At 62.5% G+C, this 19,869-nt stretch carries 26 protein-coding genes; 9 read left to right on the top strand and 17 right to left on the bottom strand.

What is annotated here, in order from left to right; translation table 11 throughout:
• Window positions 1-153: 153 nt before the first annotated feature.
• The 4 genes from hydA to J2X76_RS09560 are packed head-to-tail and all read right to left on the bottom strand — an operon-like array spanning window position 154 to window position 3,482.
• Window positions 154-1,608: a dihydropyrimidinase gene (hydA, locus tag J2X76_RS09575; protein WP_310215330.1), complete on the bottom strand. Its 1,455-nt coding sequence runs from the start codon at window positions 1,606-1,608 to the stop codon at window positions 154-156.
• 13 nt (window positions 1,609-1,621) lie between these two features.
• Window positions 1,622-1,963 carry a type II toxin-antitoxin system PemK/MazF family toxin gene (locus J2X76_RS09570; RefSeq protein WP_310215327.1) on the bottom strand — a complete coding sequence of 114 codons (342 nt, stop codon included), beginning with the start codon at window positions 1,961-1,963 and terminating at the stop codon, window positions 1,622-1,624.
• A 17-nt stretch (window positions 1,964-1,980) separates the two neighbouring features.
• The gene (locus J2X76_RS09565) at window positions 1,981-2,193 is read right to left on the bottom strand and encodes an antitoxin MazE-like protein (RefSeq protein ID WP_310215325.1); all 213 of its coding nucleotides are present in this window, start codon (window positions 2,191-2,193) and stop codon (window positions 1,981-1,983) included.
• Window positions 2,194-2,228: 35 nt separating this feature from the next.
• On the bottom strand, window positions 2,229-3,482 hold the full coding sequence (locus tag J2X76_RS09560; RefSeq protein WP_310215323.1) for a Zn-dependent hydrolase: 1,254 nt from the start codon (window positions 3,480-3,482) through the stop codon (window positions 2,229-2,231).
• Window positions 3,483-3,728: 246 nt separating this feature from the next.
• Between J2X76_RS09560 and rutR the strand changes: the two genes are divergently transcribed.
• Window positions 3,729-4,373: an HTH-type transcriptional regulator RutR gene (rutR, locus tag J2X76_RS09555; RefSeq protein WP_113126597.1), complete on the top strand. Its 645-nt coding sequence runs from the start codon at window positions 3,729-3,731 to the stop codon at window positions 4,371-4,373.
• A gap of 76 nt (window positions 4,374-4,449) precedes the next feature.
• On the opposite strand, the gene J2X76_RS09550 is transcribed toward rutR, so the two are convergent.
• A complete protein-coding gene (locus tag J2X76_RS09550; RefSeq protein ID WP_007773845.1) occupies window positions 4,450-5,487 on the bottom strand; it encodes a glutamine synthetase beta-grasp domain-containing protein in 1,038 nt (345 codons plus the stop codon).
• 447 nt (window positions 5,488-5,934) lie between these two features.
• Between J2X76_RS09550 and J2X76_RS09545 the strand changes: the two genes are divergently transcribed.
• Window positions 5,935-6,132: a DUF2735 domain-containing protein gene (locus J2X76_RS09545; protein ID WP_113126753.1), complete on the top strand. Its 198-nt coding sequence runs from the start codon at window positions 5,935-5,937 to the stop codon at window positions 6,130-6,132.
• 66 nt (window positions 6,133-6,198) lie between these two features.
• On the opposite strand, the gene J2X76_RS09540 is transcribed toward J2X76_RS09545, so the two are convergent.
• Entirely contained in the window at window positions 6,199-7,239 is a 1,041-nt protein-coding gene (locus J2X76_RS09540) for a YeiH family protein (protein WP_310215321.1), read from the bottom strand.
• Window positions 7,240-7,352: 113 nt separating this feature from the next.
• On the opposite strand from J2X76_RS09540, the gene J2X76_RS09535 reads away from it, so the two are divergent.
• The 3 genes from J2X76_RS09535 to J2X76_RS09525 all read left to right on the top strand — a co-directional run bounded on the left by J2X76_RS09535 (window position 7,353) and on the right by J2X76_RS09525 (window position 9,037).
• Complete coding sequence (locus J2X76_RS09535) at window positions 7,353-8,249, top strand: LysR substrate-binding domain-containing protein (protein ID WP_310215320.1); 897 nt, start codon at window positions 7,353-7,355, stop codon at window positions 8,247-8,249.
• A 235-nt stretch (window positions 8,250-8,484) separates the two neighbouring features.
• Entirely contained in the window at window positions 8,485-8,724 is a 240-nt protein-coding gene (locus J2X76_RS09530; RefSeq protein WP_113126600.1) for a DUF680 domain-containing protein, read from the top strand.
• A gap of 85 nt (window positions 8,725-8,809) precedes the next feature.
• Window positions 8,810-9,037, top strand: coding sequence for a hypothetical protein (locus J2X76_RS09525; protein WP_113126601.1), 228 nt, complete (start codon window positions 8,810-8,812; stop codon window positions 9,035-9,037).
• A gap of 141 nt (window positions 9,038-9,178) precedes the next feature.
• Here J2X76_RS09525 and J2X76_RS09520 read toward each other — a convergent pair whose 3' ends face one another.
• Window positions 9,179-9,286, bottom strand: a complete 108-nt coding sequence (locus J2X76_RS09520) for an SEC-C metal-binding domain-containing protein (protein WP_245277221.1) — start codon at window positions 9,284-9,286, stop codon at window positions 9,179-9,181.
• A gap of 254 nt (window positions 9,287-9,540) precedes the next feature.
• Here J2X76_RS09520 and J2X76_RS09515 point away from each other — a divergent pair, with 254 nt between their 5' ends.
• The gene (locus J2X76_RS09515; protein WP_310215313.1) at window positions 9,541-10,041 is read left to right on the top strand and encodes a hypothetical protein; all 501 of its coding nucleotides are present in this window, start codon (window positions 9,541-9,543) and stop codon (window positions 10,039-10,041) included.
• Here J2X76_RS09515 and J2X76_RS09510 read toward each other — a convergent pair.
• Both J2X76_RS09510 and J2X76_RS09505 read right to left on the bottom strand, forming a co-directional pair.
• Window positions 10,038-10,583, bottom strand: a complete 546-nt coding sequence (locus J2X76_RS09510; protein ID WP_310215311.1) for a rhodanese-like domain-containing protein — start codon at window positions 10,581-10,583, stop codon at window positions 10,038-10,040. The genes J2X76_RS09515 and J2X76_RS09510 overlap by 4 nt on opposite strands.
• A 1-nt stretch (window position 10,584) precedes the next feature.
• Window positions 10,585-10,887, bottom strand: coding sequence for a metalloregulator ArsR/SmtB family transcription factor (locus J2X76_RS09505; RefSeq protein WP_310215309.1), 303 nt, complete (start codon window positions 10,885-10,887; stop codon window positions 10,585-10,587).
• 71 nt (window positions 10,888-10,958) lie between these two features.
• Between J2X76_RS09505 and J2X76_RS09500 the strand changes: the two genes are divergently transcribed.
• On the top strand, window positions 10,959-11,306 hold the full coding sequence (locus J2X76_RS09500; RefSeq protein ID WP_310215307.1) for a carboxymuconolactone decarboxylase family protein: 348 nt from the start codon (window positions 10,959-10,961) through the stop codon (window positions 11,304-11,306).
• Between the two features lie 43 nt (window positions 11,307-11,349).
• Here J2X76_RS09500 and preA read toward each other — a convergent pair whose 3' ends face one another.
• Both preA and J2X76_RS09490 read right to left on the bottom strand, forming a co-directional pair.
• Window positions 11,350-12,663, bottom strand: coding sequence for an NAD-dependent dihydropyrimidine dehydrogenase subunit PreA (gene preA / locus J2X76_RS09495; protein ID WP_113126605.1), 1,314 nt, complete (start codon window positions 12,661-12,663; stop codon window positions 11,350-11,352).
• A gap of 13 nt (window positions 12,664-12,676) precedes the next feature.
• Window positions 12,677-14,062 (bottom strand): NAD(P)-dependent oxidoreductase, encoded by a 1,386-nt coding sequence (locus tag J2X76_RS09490; RefSeq protein WP_310215304.1) that lies wholly within the window; start codon window positions 14,060-14,062, stop codon window positions 12,677-12,679.
• A 225-nt stretch (window positions 14,063-14,287) separates the two neighbouring features.
• Between J2X76_RS09490 and J2X76_RS09485 the strand changes: the two genes are divergently transcribed.
• Window positions 14,288-14,707, top strand: a complete 420-nt coding sequence (locus tag J2X76_RS09485) for a DUF2325 domain-containing protein (RefSeq protein WP_113126755.1) — start codon at window positions 14,288-14,290, stop codon at window positions 14,705-14,707.
• Window positions 14,688-14,909: a hypothetical protein gene (locus J2X76_RS09480; RefSeq protein ID WP_113126607.1), complete on the top strand. Its 222-nt coding sequence runs from the start codon at window positions 14,688-14,690 to the stop codon at window positions 14,907-14,909. Before J2X76_RS09485 ends, J2X76_RS09480 begins: the two co-directional genes overlap by 20 nt.
• A gap of 175 nt (window positions 14,910-15,084) precedes the next feature.
• Here J2X76_RS09480 and J2X76_RS09475 read toward each other — a convergent pair whose 3' ends face one another.
• From J2X76_RS09475 to xylF, 6 genes are all read right to left on the bottom strand, one after another.
• Entirely contained in the window at window positions 15,085-15,405 is a 321-nt protein-coding gene (locus tag J2X76_RS09475) for a DUF423 domain-containing protein (protein WP_113126756.1), read from the bottom strand.
• A gap of 55 nt (window positions 15,406-15,460) precedes the next feature.
• Complete coding sequence (locus tag J2X76_RS09470; RefSeq protein ID WP_310215299.1) at window positions 15,461-15,847, bottom strand: group II truncated hemoglobin; 387 nt, start codon at window positions 15,845-15,847, stop codon at window positions 15,461-15,463.
• 128 nt (window positions 15,848-15,975) lie between these two features.
• Entirely contained in the window at window positions 15,976-16,155 is a 180-nt protein-coding gene (locus tag J2X76_RS09465; RefSeq protein ID WP_113286422.1) for a hypothetical protein, read from the bottom strand.
• A 195-nt stretch (window positions 16,156-16,350) separates the two neighbouring features.
• On the bottom strand, window positions 16,351-17,136 hold the full coding sequence (locus tag J2X76_RS09460; protein WP_046635213.1) for an ATP-binding cassette domain-containing protein: 786 nt from the start codon (window positions 17,134-17,136) through the stop codon (window positions 16,351-16,353).
• Between the two features lie 14 nt (window positions 17,137-17,150).
• Complete coding sequence (locus tag J2X76_RS09455) at window positions 17,151-18,476, bottom strand: sugar ABC transporter permease (RefSeq protein ID WP_113126610.1); 1,326 nt, start codon at window positions 18,474-18,476, stop codon at window positions 17,151-17,153.
• 197 nt (window positions 18,477-18,673) lie between these two features.
• Window positions 18,674-19,714: a D-xylose ABC transporter substrate-binding protein gene (gene xylF, locus J2X76_RS09450; RefSeq protein WP_113286423.1), complete on the bottom strand. Its 1,041-nt coding sequence runs from the start codon at window positions 19,712-19,714 to the stop codon at window positions 18,674-18,676.
• Window positions 19,715-19,869: the final 155 nt, after the last annotated feature.

The following is a 19,869-nucleotide window of genomic DNA, read 5'->3' as shown; positions in this document are numbered from 1 at the left end:
GCTTCGTTCGCCATCGATCGAATTCGAATAGGCTTCGGTAAACTGCGGCTTTCGTTTTGGGCGAGGCGTTACAGCTATCCGATCTCCCCCCTTGAGGGGGAGATGCCCGGCAGGGCAGAGGGAGGTATGCCGCGAAGAAAACATCGCTGCTGTTCAAACCCCGCTCGCCGGAATGCCCGTCCGCTCCACCTTGCGGGGCGAGGTCAGTTCCTTCCAGGTCGACAGCGCCTTGTTGACCGCAGGATAAGGCTCGCGCTTGACGAACTGGCCATGACCCTCCTGCGTCTTGATCGCTCCGTCCTCGATCGCCACCACGCCGCGGGTCAATGTGTAGCGCGACAGGCCGGTGACTTCCTTGCCCTCGAAGACATTGTAGTCGATCGCCGACTGCTGGCTCCTGGCAGTGATGGTCTTGGAGCGCTTCGGGTCCCAGACGACGATATCGGCGTCGGCGCCGACCAGGATCGCGCCCTTCCGCGGATAGATGTTGAGGATTTTGGCGATGTTGGTGGAGGTGACGGCCACGAACTCGTTCATGGTGATGCGGCCAGTCGCGACGCCGTAGGTCCAGAGCATCGGCATACGGTCTTCCAGGCCGCCGGTGCCGTTCGGGATCTTGCGGAAGTCGCCGACGCCGGTGCGCTTCTGCTCCGTGGTGAAGGCGCAATGGTCGGTCGCCACCACCTGCAATGACCCGGAGGCAAGGCCCGCCCAGAGGCTGTCCTGGTGCTGCTTGTTGCGGAACGGAGGCGACATCACGCGGCGGGCCGAGTGATCCCAGTCCTTGTTGAAATATTCGCTTTCGTCGAGCGTCAGGTGCTGGATCAGCGGCTCGCCGTAAACGCGCATGCCGTTCTGGCGGGCGCGGCGGATCGCTTCATGCGCCTGTTCGCAGGACGTGTGGACGACATAGAGGGGCACTCCCGCCATGTCAGCGATGATGATGGCGCGGTTGGTCGCCTCGCCCTCAACCGACGCAGGGCGGGAATAGGCATGCGCCTCGGGGCCGTTATTGCCCTCGTCCATCAGCTTGGCCTGCATCGCGGCGACGACGTCGCCGTTTTCGGCATGCACCAGCGGCAGGGCACCGAGTTCGGCGCAGCGCTGGAAGGAGGCGAACATCTCGTCGTCGTTCACCATCAGCGCGCCCTTGTAGGCCATGAAATGCTTGAAGGTATTGATGCCGTGATGAGAAACGACCGCCTTCATCTCGTTGAAGACCTGTTCGCCCCACCAGGTGACCGACATGTGGAAGGAATAATCGCAATTGGCGCGGGTCGCCTTGTTGTCCCAGCGCTTCAGCGCGTCGAGCAGCGACTGGCCGGGCTCGGGCAGGCAGAAATCGACGACCATGGTCGTGCCGCCGGAAAGCGCTGCCCGCGTGCCGCTCTCGAAATCGTCGGAGGAGTAGGTGCCCATGAACGGCATTTCGAGGTGCACATGCGGATCGATGCCGCCCGGCATGACATAACAGCCGGCCGCATCCAGCGTGGTGTCGCCGGAAAGGTTCGGGCCGATCTCGATGATTCTGCCGCCATCGATCTTCACGTCCGCCTTGTAGGTCAGGTCGGCGGTGACGATGGTTCCACCCTTGATGACTGTGGTCATGGTTGTTCCCCTGTTACTGTATCCTGGTTATCGGCAGCACGGACTGCCGCAAACCGGTGATGGTGATGACGGCGGTTTCAAGCCGTTGCATTTCGTCGTCACTCAGATGCCCGATGATCTGACGTATGGCGGACTTTCGCAGATGGGTCATTTTGTCGACCATGATCTGGGATGTTGTTTGCAGCCCGTTATCCGTTGAAGGGGTGATAGTGGGTCGAAAACTGGGGGAGTCTGCGAGGAAAGTGGTGAGCGGGCACAGCAGAAGAGTGACGTGATGTTCGATAAATTCTTCGGCGTGGAGAATGACTGCTGGTCTCGGCTTGCCCAGATCGCCTTGGAATGCCGCCGTAACCATATCACCCCGCCTGAGCCTCACGGTTTGTCCCAGTCTTCTGCGGCGCTTTCGTCGACAAGTTCCACGATCCCGGCCTGCCGGTCAGCCTCCACAGCGGCGCGTGCCTGTCTGGCCGCCTCCTTGCGATAGGCTTCACTCGTCGTGTCGGGAACCCAGATTTCGATCGGGCGATATCCCTGCCGGATCAGTTCGGCTCGTTCTTCGGGTGATATTTCCCTCGGTCGTCCCATTGTCCGTTTCCTGTCTCAAGGTGGCGGCTGCAATGCTACTCCACAATCTCCGCCGTCTCCAGCACGGCATGGAACAGCACGTCGGCTCCCGCCGCCGCCCATTCCTTGGAAATCTCCTCCGCCTCGTTGTGGCTGAGCCCGCCGACGCAAGGGCACATGACCATGGTCGCAGGCGCCACCCTGGCGGCCCAGCAGGCGTCGTGGCCGGCGCCGGAGATGATGTTCATATGGCTGTAGCCGAGTTTTTCAGCCGCTTCGCGGACGCGGCCGACAAGGACCGGATCGAAGGTCACCGGGTCGAAATGGCCGACCGCTTCGACCGAGCAGCCGACGCCGAGCGGTTCGCAGATCTCGGCCGCCTGTTTCTCGATCGTCGCCCGCATGCGGTCGAGCTTTTCCTGGGAGGGGGTACGAATGTCGACGGTGAAGACCACCTTGCCGGGCAGCACGTTGCGGGAGTTCGGCGAGAAGAACACTTGGCCGACGCCGCCGACGGCGCCCGGCTGTTCGGACATTGCCACTGCCTGCACCATTTCGAGGATGCGGCCGAAGGCAAGGCCGGCATTGACGCGCAGGTTCATCGGCGTCGATCCCGTATGCGCCTCGCGGCCGGTCAGCGTGAATTCCAGCCACCACAGGCCCTGACAGTGGGTGACGACGCCGATCTGCTTGTTCTCGGCCTCAAGGATCGGCCCCTGTTCGATATGGTATTCGAAATAGGCGTGCATCTTTCGCGCGCCGACTTCTTCGTCGCCGAGCCAGCCGATGCGCTTCAGCTCGTCGCCATAGGTCTTGCCGTCCGGGTCCTTGCGGCCATAGGCGTAGTCGAGCGAATGTATGCCGGCGAAGACGCCCGACGCCAGCATGGCCGGCGCGAAGCGTGCGCCTTCCTCGTTTGCCCAGTTGGTGACGACGATCGGGTGTTTCGTCTTTATGCCGAGGTCGTTCATGGTGCGCACCACTTCCAGCGCGCCGAGCACGCCGAGCACGCCGTCATATTTCCCGCCGGTCGGCTGGGTGTCGAGATGGCTGCCGACATAGACAGGCAGCGCATCCGGATCGGTGCCGGCGCGGGTGGCGAACATCGTGCCCATCCTGTCGATGCCGACGGTCAGGCCTTCCGCCTCGCACCACCGCTTGAAGAGGTGACGGCCTTCGCCGTCCGCATCGGTCAGCGTCTGGCGATTGTTGCCGCCGGCGATGCCGGGGCCGATCTTCGCCATGTCCATGAGCATGTCCCACAGACGATCGCCGTTGATGCGCAAGTTCTCGCCGGGTGCTGCCACCATTTTTATGTCCTCGCCTTTCCAGGTCCGCCCGTTGCCGGCGGCATGCTTTTGGTTCCCATCGGCCACCTCGCGCATCCCGAACGATACATGCGAAGATCGGCATTGCGTTTATTCCGCTTGTCGCCGATAATTTGACCGCTTGGTAAAACATTACTATTTCCGCCGCGCCACTCAAGACGAAAATCACGAAAAATCCAGAGGAATTTCTAAAGCTCCGGGTGGGCGCGAAAGAGGGCAAGGACAGGCATGGCCATCCCGAGGGCGGCGAAGACGCAAAGACGCACGCGCATCCAGGAGGAGAAGGAGGAGCGCATCCTCGAAGCGGCGCTCGACGTGTTTTCGCAAAACGGTTTTCGCGGCGCCACGATCGACCAGATCGCCGAGGCGGCGGGCATGTCGAAACCGAATCTCCTCTATTATTTCCGCACCAAGGAGGCGATCCACCGCCAGCTGATCGATCGGGTCCTGTTCACCTGGCTGGAGCCGTTGAGGGCCTTCGATGCGGAGGGCAATCCGGAATCGGAGATCCGCTCCTATATCCGCCGCAAGCTCGAGATGGCGCGCGATTTCCCGCGCGAGAGCAGGCTGTTCGCCAATGAAGTGCTGCAGGGTGCGCCGCATATCGAGGACGAGCTGAAAGGCCCGCTGAAAGCGCTGGTCGATGAAAAGGCGGAGGTGATCCGCACCTGGGCGCGCTCCGGCAAGATCGCCAAATGCGATCCCTATCACCTGATCTTCTCGATCTGGTCGACGACCCAGCATTATGCCGACTTCGACGTGCAGGTGCGGGCCGTGCTCGGCCAGAATTATGCGGGCGAAGGCCGTTTCGAGGATGCGGCGCGGTTTCTGGAACAGCTTTTCATCGACGGGTTGCGGGCGCGCCAGAGCTGACCTTCATACGAGAACCGGAAACGAAAAACGCCGGCGCTGAGGCCGGCGTTTCCTGCTTGTCGATAGCCGGCCTTTATCAGGCGGCAGCGGAAGCCTTGTTGGTCGGGACTTCGGCGATCGTCTTCAGAACCTGGGAGGCGATCTGGTAGGGGTCGCCCTGGGAGTTCGGGCGGCGGTCTTCCAGATAACCCTTGTAGTCGTTCTTGATGAACGAATGCGGCACGCGGATCGAAGCACCGCGGTCGGCAACGCCGTAGGAGAACTTGTTCCACGGAGCGGTCTCGTGCTTGCCGGTCAGGCGCTTGTCGTTGTCCGGGCCGTAGACGTTGATGTGGTCCATCAGGTTCTTGTCGAAGGCGGCCATGAGCGCTTCGAAATAGTCCTTGCCGCCGACTTCGCGCATGTACTTGGTCGAGAAGTTGCAGTGCATGCCCGAGCCGTTCCAGTCGGTGTCGCCGAGCGGCTTGCAGTGATATTCGATGTCGATGCCGTATTTTTCAGTCAGGCGCTGCAGGAGGTAGCGTGCCATCCAGATCTGGTCGGCGGCCTTCTTGGAGCCCTTGCCGAAAATCTGGAATTCCCACTGGCCCTTGGCCACTTCGGCATTGATGCCTTCGTGGTTGATGCCGGCGGCGAGGCAAAGATCGAGATGTTCTTCGACGATTTCGCGGGCGACGTCACCAACGTTCGAGTAACCGACGCCGGTGTAATACGGACCCTGCGGAGCCGGGTAACCGCTCTCCGGGAAGCCGAGCGGGCGGCCGTTCTGGTAGAAGAAATATTCCTGCTCGAAGCCGAACCAAGCATCCTCGTCGTCGAGAATGGTGGCGCGGGCGTTCGAAGCGTGCGGCGTGACGCCGTCCGGCATCATGACTTCGCACATGACCAGCGCACCGTTGGTACGGGCCGGATCGGGATAAAGCGCAACCGGCTTCAGCACGCAATCGGACGAGCGGCCTTCGGCCTGCATGGTCGACGAGCCGTCGAAGCCCCACAGCGGCAGCTGCTCGAGCGTCGGGAAGGTGTCGAATTCCTTGATCTGCGTCTTGCCGCGCAGGTTCGGTACCGGGGTGTACCCATCGAGCCAGATGTACTCGAGCTTATACTTGGTCATATTTTATCTCTCAGGCCGTGACGTTCATGGTTGAGTCATCCTGAGGAAGCGGCATCGCGACGATACCGCGCCTCCGGGGTACCTGAGAGAACGCATTTCCCGTGCCAGTTTGGCCCCGGGTGACGATTTTCGGTTAAAAAAGTGTGAATGGCGGTTTTCCGTTGGCCTCCGAAAGAGAGTATGCCCTGGCGTAAATGAGGACACCCTCATGAAATCCGCGGGTTTTGACGGCTTCGTGACAATCGTCCGGAACCGGGGTCGGTTGGCATACGTTTCTGCGGCGGAGGTCCCTGCGAGCAAAATCGATCGTTGGAGCCTCGCTGCCGCTAAATTAGCGCCTAGCGCGAGTCGCGGAAATGATATAAAATAGTGCAATTAGCACAAAAAATGTGCAGATTTGTGCTCTGTGGGTATTTGAATGCACTTTTGAAGGTAGGAGACGATAGGATGACACTTCACATCCATCGTGAGTCGGCAACCATCTATCAGTTCCCGGTCCGTCCGAGGCGGCGGCTGGAAGATGGCCGGACGGTACCGACCGGGATACAGGATGTTGCCTTGAGTATCGTGGATACCAGTTGCTGGTATCACGACGAGGCCGTACGGGATGGCGAGCCGAAGAACGATCCGTCCAAACCCTGCTGATCCCATGGATGACGAAAAGGCCGCGCCATTGCTGACGCGGCCCCTGTTTCTTCGATCTGTTTTTCCTCAGAACGCGAACAGCTTCAGCATCGCGTAACCGAAAACCGCGATGAACAGCCAGCCGAAGGCGCCGAGCGCGAGCGGCCGCCAGCCTTCCGCCTTCAGTTTACGGATGTCTGTCTGCAGGCCCATGGCCGCGAGCGCCATGGAGAGCAGGAAGCTCGTCACGGTCACCAGCGTCTGGCTCACCCCAGCCGGAATGGCGACCGCGCTGTTGACCAGCATCATCCCGATAAAACCGAGCACGAACCACGGCATCGGTGCCGAGGCCTTGGAAGGGCCTTCCGCGCCGGAGCGCATGGCGAGCGCCAGCGTCATGATCAGCGGCGCCAGCATGACGACCCGGGCGAGTTTGGAAATGGTGCCGAACTGGCCGGCGACATCGCCGCCCTGGAAGGCGGCGGCCACCACCTGCGCCACTTCGTGGATGGTCGAGCCGGTCCAAAGGCCATAACCGCGCGCATCGAGTCCGAGCGGGGCGGCGAGCAGCGGGTAGGCGAGCATCGAAAGCGACCCGAACAGCGTCACGCAGGCGACTGCGTAGGCGACGTGCTCCTGCTTGCCGCGCACCACCGTATTGGCGGCGATGACGGCCGAGGCGCCACAGACCGAAGTGCCGGCGGCGATCAGGTCGGTCAGCGAACTGTCGACGCCCATTGCCCGTCCGACCACGCGGATCGCCACAAAGGTCGTCGCGAGCGTCAGCGCCACCATGGCAAGGCCGGCGCCGCCGAGCGAAAGGATCTGGCCTGCCGTCACCTGCAGGCCGAGCAGGACGATGCCGAAACGCAGGATGCGCTTCAGGGAAAAGCCGATGCCGGGTTCGACCGCCGCCGGAACCGGCATGGCGTTGCGGATCAGCATGCCGAAAACGATCGACAGGATGAGCGGGCTCAGCGCCATCCATCCGGTCAGATTGCGGACGGTGAGGGAAGCCGTGGCAATTGCGGCGGTCAGCAGAAGTCCGGGGAGAAACCGGACGACAGCCGGCCAATGGGGCGAGGAAAGGAGGGGGCGCTGTTCCGCAGTCGGCTGGATCGGCTTCATGATTTTTCCGCGAGTCTCTGAAATTGTCGAAAATCATTCTCTCTTTTGAAAAAACATAAATCCAATCGATAAGTTTTCTGATATCGTTCGCTAAAAGCGAATGGTTTTGGACGATGACCCTCGATCAGCTCCGAATTTTCCTGGAAGTCGCCGCCCGCGAACATGTGACGCGCGCCGCCGAAACGTTGAGCCTGACGCAATCGGCGGTGAGCGCGGCGATCTCGGCGCTGGAGGCGCGCCATGCGGTGATCCTGTTCAACCGGGTCGGACGACGGATCGAACTGACGGAGGCGGGAAAGCTCTTCGTGCCGGAGGCCCGCGCGGTGCTGGAGCGGGCGCAGACGGCCGAACATGTGCTTGCGGACCTCGGCGGCTCGGCCTCGGGCATCCTGCGTGTCCATGCCAGCCAGACAGTGGCGAGCTATTGGCTGCCGGCCCGGCTGGTCAGCTATCACGAGCGGTTTCCGCGCGTTGATGTCAGGCTGACAGTCGGCAATACCCAGAGCGCTGCCGAGGCGGTGCTGACCGGAGCGGCGGAACTCGCGGTCGTCGAGGGGGAGGTTTTTCTTGCCGGTCTGAAGCGCCGCAAGGTGGCGGAGGACCGGCTGGTGCTGGTGGTCGGCAGCCGTCACCCCTGGGCGGACGGGCGAAAAATCCGCTCCAGCGATCTGCTTGAAACCAACTGGATCATGCGCGAACAGGGTTCCGGCACGCGGTCGGCCTTCGAGGCGCAGCTCACCAATCTCGGCATCGAGCCGCAATCGCTGTCCGTCGTGCTGGAAATGCCGTCGAACGAGGCGGCGATGGCGGCGGTCGAGGCGGGCCTGAGCGCCACGGTGATTTCAAGCCGCGCCGCTTCATCCCATTCCTTTTCCGGGCGGCTCCACGTTGCCGATTTCCCGATGCCGCTCCGGCAGTTCTCGGCGCTTTTTCACGGCGAGCGCCATGTCACACGGGCGTTGCGCGCCATGCTCGACCTCCTGAACGAGCCTGCGGACGAGGGTCGATGATCGAGAGGCCGGGCACGCCGCCGGTAAACACCTGCTCGCATTTCTGTGAACGAAAAAATTTAACTCGTTCATTTTTATTGAACGCAACGTCCGCAACTTGCTGTCTATCGGCGGGGACGATCTTGCACCATCTTCACCATCAGAAGCGCGGCAACGAGCTTCGAAGAACAAGATCAGACACGAAAGAGAGGGGCTTCGAGAAAACTCGGCTCCGACACATGCAAGGAACAAGACAATGACCAGAATTTCTTCCGCTATCGCCGCAGCCCTGATTGCTTCGGCTTCGTTCGGTTCAGCCGCTCTCGCCGAAGGCGACTATTACCAGGGCATCCAGAAGAACGCTCCCGCCGCTTCGGCCGCCGTCGATCGCACCAGCACCGGCAGCATCGGCCAGACGGCAGACGCCCGGAAGGCCAACATCCAGGCCGACGTCAACAGCGGCGACTATTTCGACGGCGCAAACCGCCCGAACTAAGCATCTCATTCAAGACACCGAAACAATCATCCGTAGGCAAGGTCGCAAACTTGAAGCCGCGGAACACTCTGAAAGGACTACCATCATGACCAGGATCTCTTCCGCTATCGCCGCAGCCCTCATCGCTTCGGCTTCCTTTGCATCCGCTGCTCTCGCCGAAGGCGATTACTACGAAGGCGCCTCCAAGGCTTCCGCCGCCGTCGACCAGGTCCAGACCGGCAGCATCGGCCAGAAGGCAGACGCCCGGAAGGCCGATATCCAGGCAGGCGTCAACAGCGGCGACTATTTCGACGGCGCAAACCGCCCGAACTAATCACGTTTCCATGCGAGACGAAGAAGGCCCGGCACCCGCCGGGCCTCTTTGTTTTCAGCAGCCGGTCCACCGGCGGGCCGGTGCTTCCGGGCCTCGGTCGTCAATCGCGATCCCTAAAAGTAATAATCCCGGTGGATGCCGTCATACCGGCCGGATTCCAGGCAGCAGTTCTTGAAACCGCCTCCGCGAACCGCAGGGGCAGGGGTCGTTGCGGCCGAGCTTTTCGATCAGCTCGACATCGCCGCGCACGAATTGCGTGCCGGTCTTGACCCGTGTTTCGGATGGATAGGACTTGCGTCGCTTGGACGTGACCTCAAAAGCTCACGTCGTCGAAGAGCTTGCGTGACATGGTAGCCTCCTCAGGTTTGGAGCGTTGCGAATGGCAACACCGCCTCCTAGCTCATCCTCCTGCCGAAATCGAGGGACCGTTCCGAAAATATCGCCGGGTATTTTGGAATGTGCTATAGTCTCCGCACCGAAAGAAGTCTTTGGAGGCAAGAGCCATGGAGAGACTGCTTTTTAGGAACCTGCGGCCGATGTACGGCTGGCTTTTCATCGCCGCCTGGTTCGCCATTCTCGTGTTGATGACCTGGGCGTTCTTCCGCAACGGCGGCATCGTCCAGGAACCGTTCCGGGCCCTCATCATTTCCTTCTTCTGGGGCCTCGGCGGCTGGCTGGCGTTCGGAGCGCTTTCCCGGCCGATCGTCTCCGTGCGGCAGGGGAGCGATGGCAACTGGATCGTCATTCGCCGCTGGCTCTGGACCCATGACGAGGAGCGCATCGATCCCGACCGCCTGCCGGCTCCGACGATCGACGCGGAAAGCGACGGCGAGGGCGGCATGCACTACCATTGCCTTTTGCAGACGCCGGAACACGGTTCCGTGGAGTTCAGCGAGCACCTCAAGCTGGACAACGCCGCCCTCGCGCGCGACCGCATGGCCTTCCTGATCCGGAATGCCAGAGCGAAAATGCCGGGAGGCACCCGGCTCCCCGGAGCCCGTTAAGCCGTCCGGTTCCAGGGCATGCGCTGCAGCAGCAGGGCGAGGCCGCACCAGCCGCTTATGCCGGCGAAGGCCAGCATGAAACCGAACAGGCCGGCCAGCGCAAAGGCATAGGTAAGCCCGAGGAAGCCAAGGACCACGCACAAAAGAACGAGAGTGCCGACGATCATCTGCACCTGGCGGAAGATCGACGGCGCGCCCGCGCCGGCTGCCGTGCCGACGACGGGCAGCCCGGCCTGTTTCCAGGCAATGATCCCGCCCTCGAGATTGTAGATCTCACGGCCGGGCAGGATATCGGCCAGCGTTAGGCAGGCCTGCTCGCCGCGCGCGCCCTTCAGGCAATGCACGACGATCTTTGTGTCCGGCGGGATCGTCAGCGTCCGGGGCAGGCCCGCCACCGATTGCAGCGGAAGCGAAGCGGCTGCGGCGACGTGCTCGGCCCGGAACTCGTCCGGCTCGCGCACGTCGATCAGGATCGCATCGCCGGCGGCCAGCCATTCGGCGGCGCGGGTTGCGGATACGGTTCGTGTGGTTTCTGTCATCATCTCATTTCGCCTTGCAGAAGTGCTGGTAAAGGACGCCCATCACCTCGCCGACGGCGGGATGGGCGATGAAATAGAAAAGCGTGCGGTGGTCGCGCCGGAAATCGACGATCCCTTCCTCCTTCAGCTTGGCGAGATGCTGCGACATCGAGGTCGGCGCAATGCCGGTCGCCTCGATCAGTTGCGCCACGTTGCGCTCGCCTTCCGCCAGCGCGCAGAGCACCAGCAGCCGGTGGGAATTGGCCAGTCCCTTGAGGAAGTTCGCCACTTCCTCCGCCTTCGCGGGCATTTCGTCGGTCAGGTCCATCGGAGCCCCTTTACAATTCATATTTTCTTTATATCATAAAAATATGAATTGTAAAGCCGAAGGAGGCCGCAGTGACGAAAGACTATCGCGAGATCACCCGGGACATTTCCGCCTATGCCGCCGAGATGCGCAAACTGGCGCCCGAAGCCATGCAGGGGTTCAATGCCCTTTCGAAAGGGGCGGGCGCCGACGGGGCGCTGGACAAGAAGACCAAGGAGCTGATCGCGCTGGCGATCGGCATCACCCAGCGCTGCGACGGCTGCATCGGTTTCCACGCCAAGGCGCTGCACGGCCTCGGCGCGACGCGCCAGGAGATCGCCGACGTGGTGGCGATGAGCGTCTACATGGGCGGCGGCCCGGCCCTGATGTATGGCGCCGACGCGCTGCGTGCCTGGGACCAGTTTGCCGAAGCGGCGTGAACCTTTTGAAAACGAATAAGGGCGGCTTGCGCCGCCCCATCAGTTATTCCGCGGCTTGTCTTGCCATCGGGTTGTTCGGGTGCTGGGTCCAGTTGGCGTAGGTCGGGTCCACCACCTTGCCGGTGCGCCGGTCGAGTTCGCCGGCTGGCAGAGCTTCCATGGTGATGCAGTTTTCGACCGGGCAGACGTTGACGCAGAGATTGCAGCCGACGCATTCCTCTTCCATCACCTCGAAATGGCGCACGCCGTCGACCATCGAGGTGATCGCCTGGTGCGAGGTATCCTCGCAGGCGATGTGGCAGCGTCCGCATTTGATGCAGGCATCCTGGTCGATATGTGCCTTGGCGATGTAGTTGAGGTTCAGGTACTGCCAGTCGGTGACGTTGGGCACCGCGCGACAGATGACGTCGTCGAGCGTCCGGTGGCCCTTTTCGTCCATCCAGTCGGACAGGCCGGTGATCATCTCCTGGACGATCTTGAAGCCATAGGTCATCGCCGCGGTGCAGACCTGCACGTTGCCGGCCCCGAGCGCCAGGAATTCGGCCGCATCGCGCCAGGTGGTGATGCCGCCGATGCCGGAGATCGGCAGGCCGTAGGTTTCCCGATCACGGGCGATCTCGGCGACCATGTTGAGCGCGATCGGCTTGACCGCCGGGCCGCAATAACCGCCATGGCTGCCCTTGCCGCCGACCGACGGATTGGGCGAGAAGCTGTCGAGATCGACGGAGACGATCGAGTTGATCGTGTTGATCAGCGACACGGCATCCGTGCCGCCGGCCTTGGCGGCACGGGCGGGCTTGCGGATATCGGTGATATTGGGCGTCAGCTTGGTGATGACGGGCATGCGGGTGTATTGCTTGCACCAGCGCACCACCATCTCGATATATTCCGGCACCTGGCCGACCGCGGAGCCCATGCCGCGTTCGGACATGCCGTGGGGACAGCCGAAGTTAAGTTCGATGCCGTCGACTTCGGTCTCTTCCACCAGCGGCAGGATCGCCTTCCAGGCCTGTTCCTCGCAGGGAACCATGATGGATGCAATAACCGCCCGGTCCGGCCAGTTCTTCTTCACTTCCTTCATTTCGCGAAGGTTGGTGTAGAGGTCGCGGTCGGTGATCAGCTCGATATTGTTCAAGCCCAGCAGGCGGCGGTCGGCACCCCAGATGGCGCCGTAACGCGGGCCGTTGACGTTAACGACCGGTGGGCCTTCCTCGCCGAGCGTCTTCCAGACCACGCCGCCCCAGCCCGCCTTGAAGGCGCGCTCGACATTGTAGGCCTTGTCGGTCGGCGGCGCGGATGCCAGCCAGAACGGGTTGGGGGATTTGATGCCGACGAAATTGTTGCGGATATCAGCCATGATCGTTCTCCCCTCAAGCGACTGCGGTTGCCGGCTGCGCAGCGGCGGCCAGGGCTCTTGCGATGCTTTCCGCGGCGTCGCGCCCCTGCGCGACGGCCGAAACGGTCAGGTCCTCGCCTGACCCGATGCAGTCGCCGCCGGCCCAGACGCCTTCGATCGAGGTGCGGCCTTCTCCGTCCACGACGATCTTGCCCTTCTCGAACTGCAGCGCGCCGAGGCCCGAGGCGGAAAAAGTCTGGCCGATCGCCTTGAAGATCTGGTCGGCGGCGATCACGCCGGTCTCGCCGGTGCCGATCAGCTTGCCGTCGCGGATCGCGGTATATTCCACCTCGATGCCGGCGACATGAGCGCCATTGGGGCCGTCCTTGCCGATGATCGATTTCGGCGCCAGCCAGTGGCGGATGATGACGCCGTTGGCGGTCGCCAGATCCTGTTCGTAGGGCGAGGCGTTCATGTTGTCCTTGCCGCGGCGGTAGCAGATCGTCACCTCCTCGGCGCCGAGCAGCTTCGACTGGATCGCCGCGTCGATCGCGGTCATGCCGCCGCCGAGCACGACGACGCGCCGGCCGATCGGAAGCACGCTCTTGTCCTTTGCCTGGCGAAGGGCGGCGATGAAATCCACCGCGTCCTCGACGCCGGTCAGGCTTTCGCCCTCGATACCGAGGCCGTTGACGCCGGCCAAGCCCATGCCGAGGAAGACGGCGTCGTATTTCGCCGTCAGGTCGGAGAGGGAGAAATCCCGGCCGAGCGCCTGGCCGTTGACGATCTCGATGCCGCCGATCGCGGTGACGTAATCCACCTCGCGGGCGGCGAAATCGTCGACGGCCTTGTAGGTGGCGATGCCGTATTCGTTGAGGCCGCCGGCCTTTTCGCGGGCTTCGAGGATGGTGACCGAATGGCCGCGCATGGCGAGCCGATGCGCGGCGGCAAGACCGGCCGGGCCGGCGCCGACGATCGCGACCGTCTTTGCGCTCGGGGCCTTGCGGCTATAGAACTGCCGGCCCTGTTCCATGGCGATGTCGGTGGAATACCGCTGCAGCTTGCCGATCTCGACCGGCTTGTCCTCTGCCGTGTTGCGCACGCAGGCCTGTTCGCAGAGCGTTTCGGTGGGACAGACGCGGGCGCACATGCCGCCCAGAATGTTCTGGTCGAAGATGGTCTTTGCCGAACCCAGCGGATTGCCCGTCGATATCTGCCGGATGAACAGCGGGATATCGATGGAGGTGGGACAGGCCGTCATGCACGGCGCGTCGTAGCAGAAATAACAGCGATCGGATTCGACCAGCGCCTCATGCCTGTCGAGACGCGGGTGCAGATCGGCGAAGTTCGCCTGATAGTCGGCAGCGGTGAGGCGGCCAGCCTCGATCCCGGCCTTTGGACCGTTTCCCAGTCGTTCCATCCTAAGTTCCCTCTTTTATGGATTCATGGACAACTATTGGGAAAAAGGTACCACAGCAGAAAAATTTATCAAACGGTAAAATTTTGGAAATGGCGCCCCTTGTCAGGGGCCCCGATATATCATGATGAAAAGAGTCCACTTTTAATCTTTACTCTGAAAATCAACTTTAATATGGTGCCGGCCATCGAGGAACCGAAGCGTAAGCAGAATCGGCGGCGAGGGCATATGGCCAAGAAGCAGAAGAACAAGAACGGCAATTCCGGCGCAGAGGCGAAAGGTGTGGAAACGCGTGGCTCCGAAACGCGGGGACCAGGCGTGACCGATGTCCGCAGCTTTCTCTATGTCGGCGGCCGTGACTGTCAGGTGGCGCACCTGAGGGAGATCGCCAGCAATTTCGGCGCCGAACTGATCCACCACGACGGCGGACTTCGCGAGGCGGTCTCCCGTATCGACACGGTTCTGCCGTCGGTCGACTGCGTCTTCTGCCCCATCGACTGTATCAGCCACGACGCGTGCCTGAGGGTGAAGACCGGCTGCAAGAAGTTCGGCGTCGCCTTCGTGCCGCTTCGCAACGGCTCCAAATCCAGTCTGGAGCGGGCGCTCCAGACCATGAAGGAACGCAATGATGAACGAAGAACGTCGTGACACCAGCCTTTTCATCGGCCTGCACAAGCTTGCCGAACAGAATGGCGACGGGCTGGTGCCGGAGCTTTACGCGCTGCTGACCGCTCGGGCCGAAGCGGCTGCGGATATGACCAATGTAGTGGTGCTGCCGAAATCTCCAAAGGCCGCTTTGGCGGATGTTGCCAAGGGCGAGAGCGCCCGGGTGCTGGCCTTCAGGCGGTAGGCCAAGTCCCGTCCGGTCATTTCGCTGCAGGACCAAGCCATCAAACATGGGATATGAGCGGGCGCGGCGGTTCGAACCCTCCCCACAAGGGGAAGGGGCTCCACGCGGCCGCTCGCCCTCATGCGATTCCTTGGCCAATCCTCGAGAGAGAGGGTCCGAAGGCCAGAAGTGCCTCTTAAGCCTCCGGCACCCTGAAAAACGCCCCTACAGCCATCACCAGCCAACCCAGCATCATCCCCGTTCCGCCGAGCGGCGCGGCCATCGGGAACAGCCTGTCGCCGAGATAATGGCGGGCCAGCAGATCGCCGGCGAAGATGATCGTGCCGAGACCGAGCACCAGCGCGGCAAGCGTCGCGGTGCGAAAATACCGGTGGCCGATATAGAGGCCCAGCAGAACCGGTGCATGCGCCAGGCACATGGTCGAGGCGGATCCAAGGAACGTGGTGTCGCCGCCATGGCTTGCTGCTGCTGCGAGCGCGACGCCGGCCGCCCCCATGAGGCCGCTCACAAACAGAATCAACGGCCTCAGTTTATGGAGTCTTTCCAACGGCCTATTCCTTGTTCTGCATGTGGAAGGCCAGCCGCTCGATCGGCGGCCAGATGATTTCGCGCAGTTTCGGATTTTCGATCGTCTCTTCCATGGCGAGACGGAAGCAGAGCATCCATTCGTCACGCTCGAGAGGACCGATCGCCGCGCCGAAATGGCGCGAGCGCAGCCGAGGATGGCCATGCTTTTCCACATAGACCGGCGGGCCGCCGAGATAACCGGTGAGATAGTCGTAGAGTTTGGCTTCGCTGCCCTCCAGGCTCGGCGGATGGACGGCGCGGCAATGGGCGGCCTCCGGCAGCGTGTCCATCAGTTCGTAAAAGCGCTTGACCAGCGCCCGCACCGTCGCGTCGCCGATCGCCTCGTAAAGTGTGATGGTTTCGTCCGCCATGCCGTCCGGCCCGCTTTTCCCGATTGTTCCGAACGGTGTTACCGATCGATGCCTGGGCGGGCAAGCGCCACGGCGTCGCAGACTGGGGCCTCAGTCGTTTTCAAGCGCCTATGCAAGAGGCTCGCCGGTTATTCCGACCCGGCGTCCACCTCTTTGGCATCCGGCTCGGCAAGCGAGCCGGCGCCGGGCGTTTTCTCCCGGTCGATCAGATGCTCCTTGGCGTGTGGCCCGGCCGGGGGATGGTTGGATGTCTTTACCGGCTTTTCCGTGTGCTCGATGGTTTCCTGTGCAGTCCGGTCTTCAGCCATATCCGCTCCTTCGACGTTTCGGTTCAGGAAACCAACGTCGGGGGAAGACAGGAGTTCCGAGGTGCGGCGCCTCTGCGAAACATGCCGTTGCCGGCAGCCTGGAAAGCGGAAGGCGGAACCGGGGAGAGCCCCGGTTCCGCCGCTGCGGCCCCCTTCGTCAGCGGCGGGCTTCGAAGGGCGGGCGCAATTTTGCGGTCACACGACCTTCATGGCGCCGGGGCCGGGCGTGGCGCCCGGAGGCACCTTGCCGAGGATGATCATGCCGAGCACCTCGTCCTTGGTGACGTCTTCGGTGCGGGCATGGCCGACCACCTTGCCGTTCTTCATCACGAAGACACGGTCCGCGAGGTCGAAGACGTCGTGGATGTCGTGGCTGATCAGGAAGATGCCGATGCCTTCGCGCTTCAGCTGCTTGATCAGGTCGCCGACCTGCGCCGTCTCCTGCGGTCCGAGCGCTGCCGTCGGCTCGTCCATGATCAGGATGCGGGCGTCGAACAGGATGGCGCGGGCGATCGCCACCGATTGCCGCTGGCCGCCGGACAGCGCCTTCACCGGCTCCTTGAATCGCTTGAAGTTGGGGTTCAGGCGACCCATCACCTCGCGGGCGCTGGCCTCCATGGCAACGTCGTCGAGCGTGCCCCACTTGGTCTGCAGTTCGCGGCCGAGATAGAGATTGGCGGCGGCATCGACGTTGTCGGCGACGGCGAGCGTCTGGTAGATCGTCTCGATGCCGTATTTCTTGGCGTCGCGCGGGTTGCGGATATCGGCGGTCTCGCCGTTGATCATGATGTCGCCGTTGTCGCGCTTGTAGGCGCCCGACAGGATCTTGATCAGCGTCGACTTGCCGGCGCCGTTATGGCCGAGCAGAGCCACGACCTCGCCGGGGAAAAGATCGACCGAGGCATTCTCGACAGCGTGGATCCCGCCGAAGGAGATGGAAATGTTCTTCATTTCCACGAGCGGAGTGGTTTGTTCCGTCACGATGAAAACTCCTGTTATTTGGCGCGAGAACGATAGACGGTGTCGAGCCAGACGGCCGTGACGAGCACCATGCCGACGACGATGCGCTGGAACGGCGAATCGATGCCGAGCAGCACCATGCCGGACTGAAGCGACTGCATGACGAGTGCGCCGAGCATGGCGCCGGCGATCGACCCCATGCCGCCGGCAAGCGATGTGCCGCCGATGACCGCCGCGGCGATCGTATAGAGCTCGTCGAGTTCCCCTTGCGCATTGGTCGCGGCGTTGAGGCGGGCGGTGGAGATCGCCGCGGCGATGGCGCAGAGCATGCCCATCAGCGCGAAGATCTTGACCGTCACCCAGCGGGTCTTGATGCCGGCGAGTTCGGCTGCTTCCGGATTGCCGCCGATCGCAAAGACATAACGGCCGAAGCGCAGGCGGGTGGCGATGAAGGTCATGACGATGCCGACGGCGATCGCCATCAGCACGGGTATGGCGATACCCTGCGAGATCAGCAGCCCGCCTTCCGGCCAGGCGATATTGTTCGCCTCGGCATAGCGGCGGGCGATGTTGATCGGCCAGTAATAGTCGTTGGCGATCGAGACCGCGCCGAGCACGATGATGCAGCCGAGCGCGACCAGCACGTATTCCGCCCAGACCGGCCGGCGCGGGAAGGAGAAGCGCTTGCGCTGGCGGCGGGCGTTGATGATCGCCGCGATGATGGCGAGACAGGCGATGCCGCCGACGATCCAGCTCCAGGTGGCGCCGATCGAGCCTTCAGTGCCGCCGCCCATCAGGCGGAAGTTGACATCCATCGGCGCGACCGTCTGGCCGCTCGTCACGAACCAGGTGGCGCCGCGCCAGATCAGCAGGCCGCCGAGCGTGACGATGAAGGACGGCACGCCGAGGAAGGCGATGATGACGCCGTGCAGCGTGCCGATCAGCGCGCCGACGATCAGGCCGCCGGCGAGCGCGATGATCCAGATCGCCGGATGATCGAAGCCGAGCAGTTCGGGCAGAAGTCGCGACTGCAGGACCCCCATGATCATGCCGGTGAAGCCTAGGATCGAACCGACCGAAAGGTCGATGTTGCGGGTGACGATGACGAGCACCATGCCGGTCGCCATGACGGCGACCGAGGCGGTCTGCACCGAAAGGTTCCACAGGTTGCGCGGCGTCAGGAAGAGGCCGCCCGTCAGGATGTGGAACCCGACCCAGATGATCAGCAGCGCGCCGATCATGCCGAGCATGCGCGTGTCGATCTCGGTGGCGCGAAAGAAACGGGCGACGAAATTGCCGTCCGCCTGTCCCGTCGCTGCCGATGTCTTGGAATTGGTTGTGGATTGCATCGTCTCGGCCATGTTTCGCCGTTCCCCACTTTTAACGAGGCGCCGCGGCTCTCAAAGGATCGAGCCGGATCGCGCCTCCGTGACGTTCAGCCGCCGGGTCACCCGCCGGGGGTGCCTTCTATGCGGCCGCGCCATCTTACGCCGAAAACCGACGCCGCGGCAGAAGTGCTGCGGCGTCGGTGAGTTTATCGTCTGCGCAGAGCCATGCTTTACTTGCAGGCAGCCACTGCGCCGGCCTTGACGCCCTGGCAGGCTTCAGCCTTGCTGATCCAGCCGGCCTCGATGACGACGTTCAGGTTGTCCTTGGTGATCGCCTGCGGCTTGAGGAAGACCGACTGCATCTTCACCTTCTTCGGACCGCCTTCGAAGGTCTGGACGCCCTTGATCTCGGTCAGCTTCTTGCCGCCGGCAAGGGCCAGAGCGATTTCAGCGGCGTTCTTGCCGAGCTCGCGCGAGTCCTTCCAGACGGAAACCGTCTGGGTGCCGAGCGCGACGCGGTTCAGGGCAGCCTTGTCGGCGTCCTGGCCGGAAACCGGAACGGAACCGGCAAGGCCCTGGGCGTCGAGGGCAGCGATCGCGCCGCCGGCGGTGCCGTCATTGGAAGCCACTACAGCATCGACCTTGTTGTTGTTCTTGGTCAGGAACTGTTCCATGTTCTTCTGGGCGTTTTCCGGCTTCCAGCCGTCGGTATAGGCTTCGCCGACATTCTTGATCTTGCCGCCGTCGATCGCGGCCTTCAGCACTTCCATCTGGCCGGCGAACAGGAAGTCGGCGTTCGGATCGGAAGAGGAGCCCTTGATGAAGACGTAGTTGCCTTCAGGCTTCGCCTTGAAGACGCCCTGCGCCTGCAGGCGGCCGACTTCCTTGTTGTCGAAGGTGATGTAGAAGGCGGCCGGGTTCTCGATCAGGCGGTCGTAACCGACGACCGGGATGCCTTCGGCGGTTGCCTTTTCGACGGCCGGGCCGATGGCGCTCGAATCCTGCGCCAGAACGATCAGGGCGTTGGCGCCCTGCGAGATCAGCGACTCGACGTCGGTGAGCTGCTTTGCGGCGGACGACTGGGCATCAGCGGAAATATACTTGGCGCCGGCAGCTTCGAGTGCCTTCTTGATGGCGGCTTCGTCGGTCTTCCAACGCTCTTCCTGGAAGTTCGACCAGGAAACGCCGACGACGAGATTGGCCGCCATGGTGGCGGTGTGCATGGAAACGAGGATGGCCGCGCCGGCCATCAGCTTGACGAATGATCTCATAATGTCCTCCCGAGTGACGGCGGATGGGCCTTAGCCTCCGTGCTCTCCCCCCGCCAGATAACCTGCCTGAAAAAGCGTCGAAGCTTTTTTCTCGACAGTCGAGAAATTAGATGTCAGAGATTCCGGATGCTGTCAATCGGCTCTTGTGGAGGACA

Origin of the sequence: Neorhizobium sp. 2083 (genome assembly GCF_031455615.1) — a bacterium.
GTDB lineage: Bacteria > Pseudomonadota > Alphaproteobacteria > Rhizobiales > Rhizobiaceae > Neorhizobium.
This window is presented reverse-complemented; position numbering and strand designations above follow the sequence as displayed.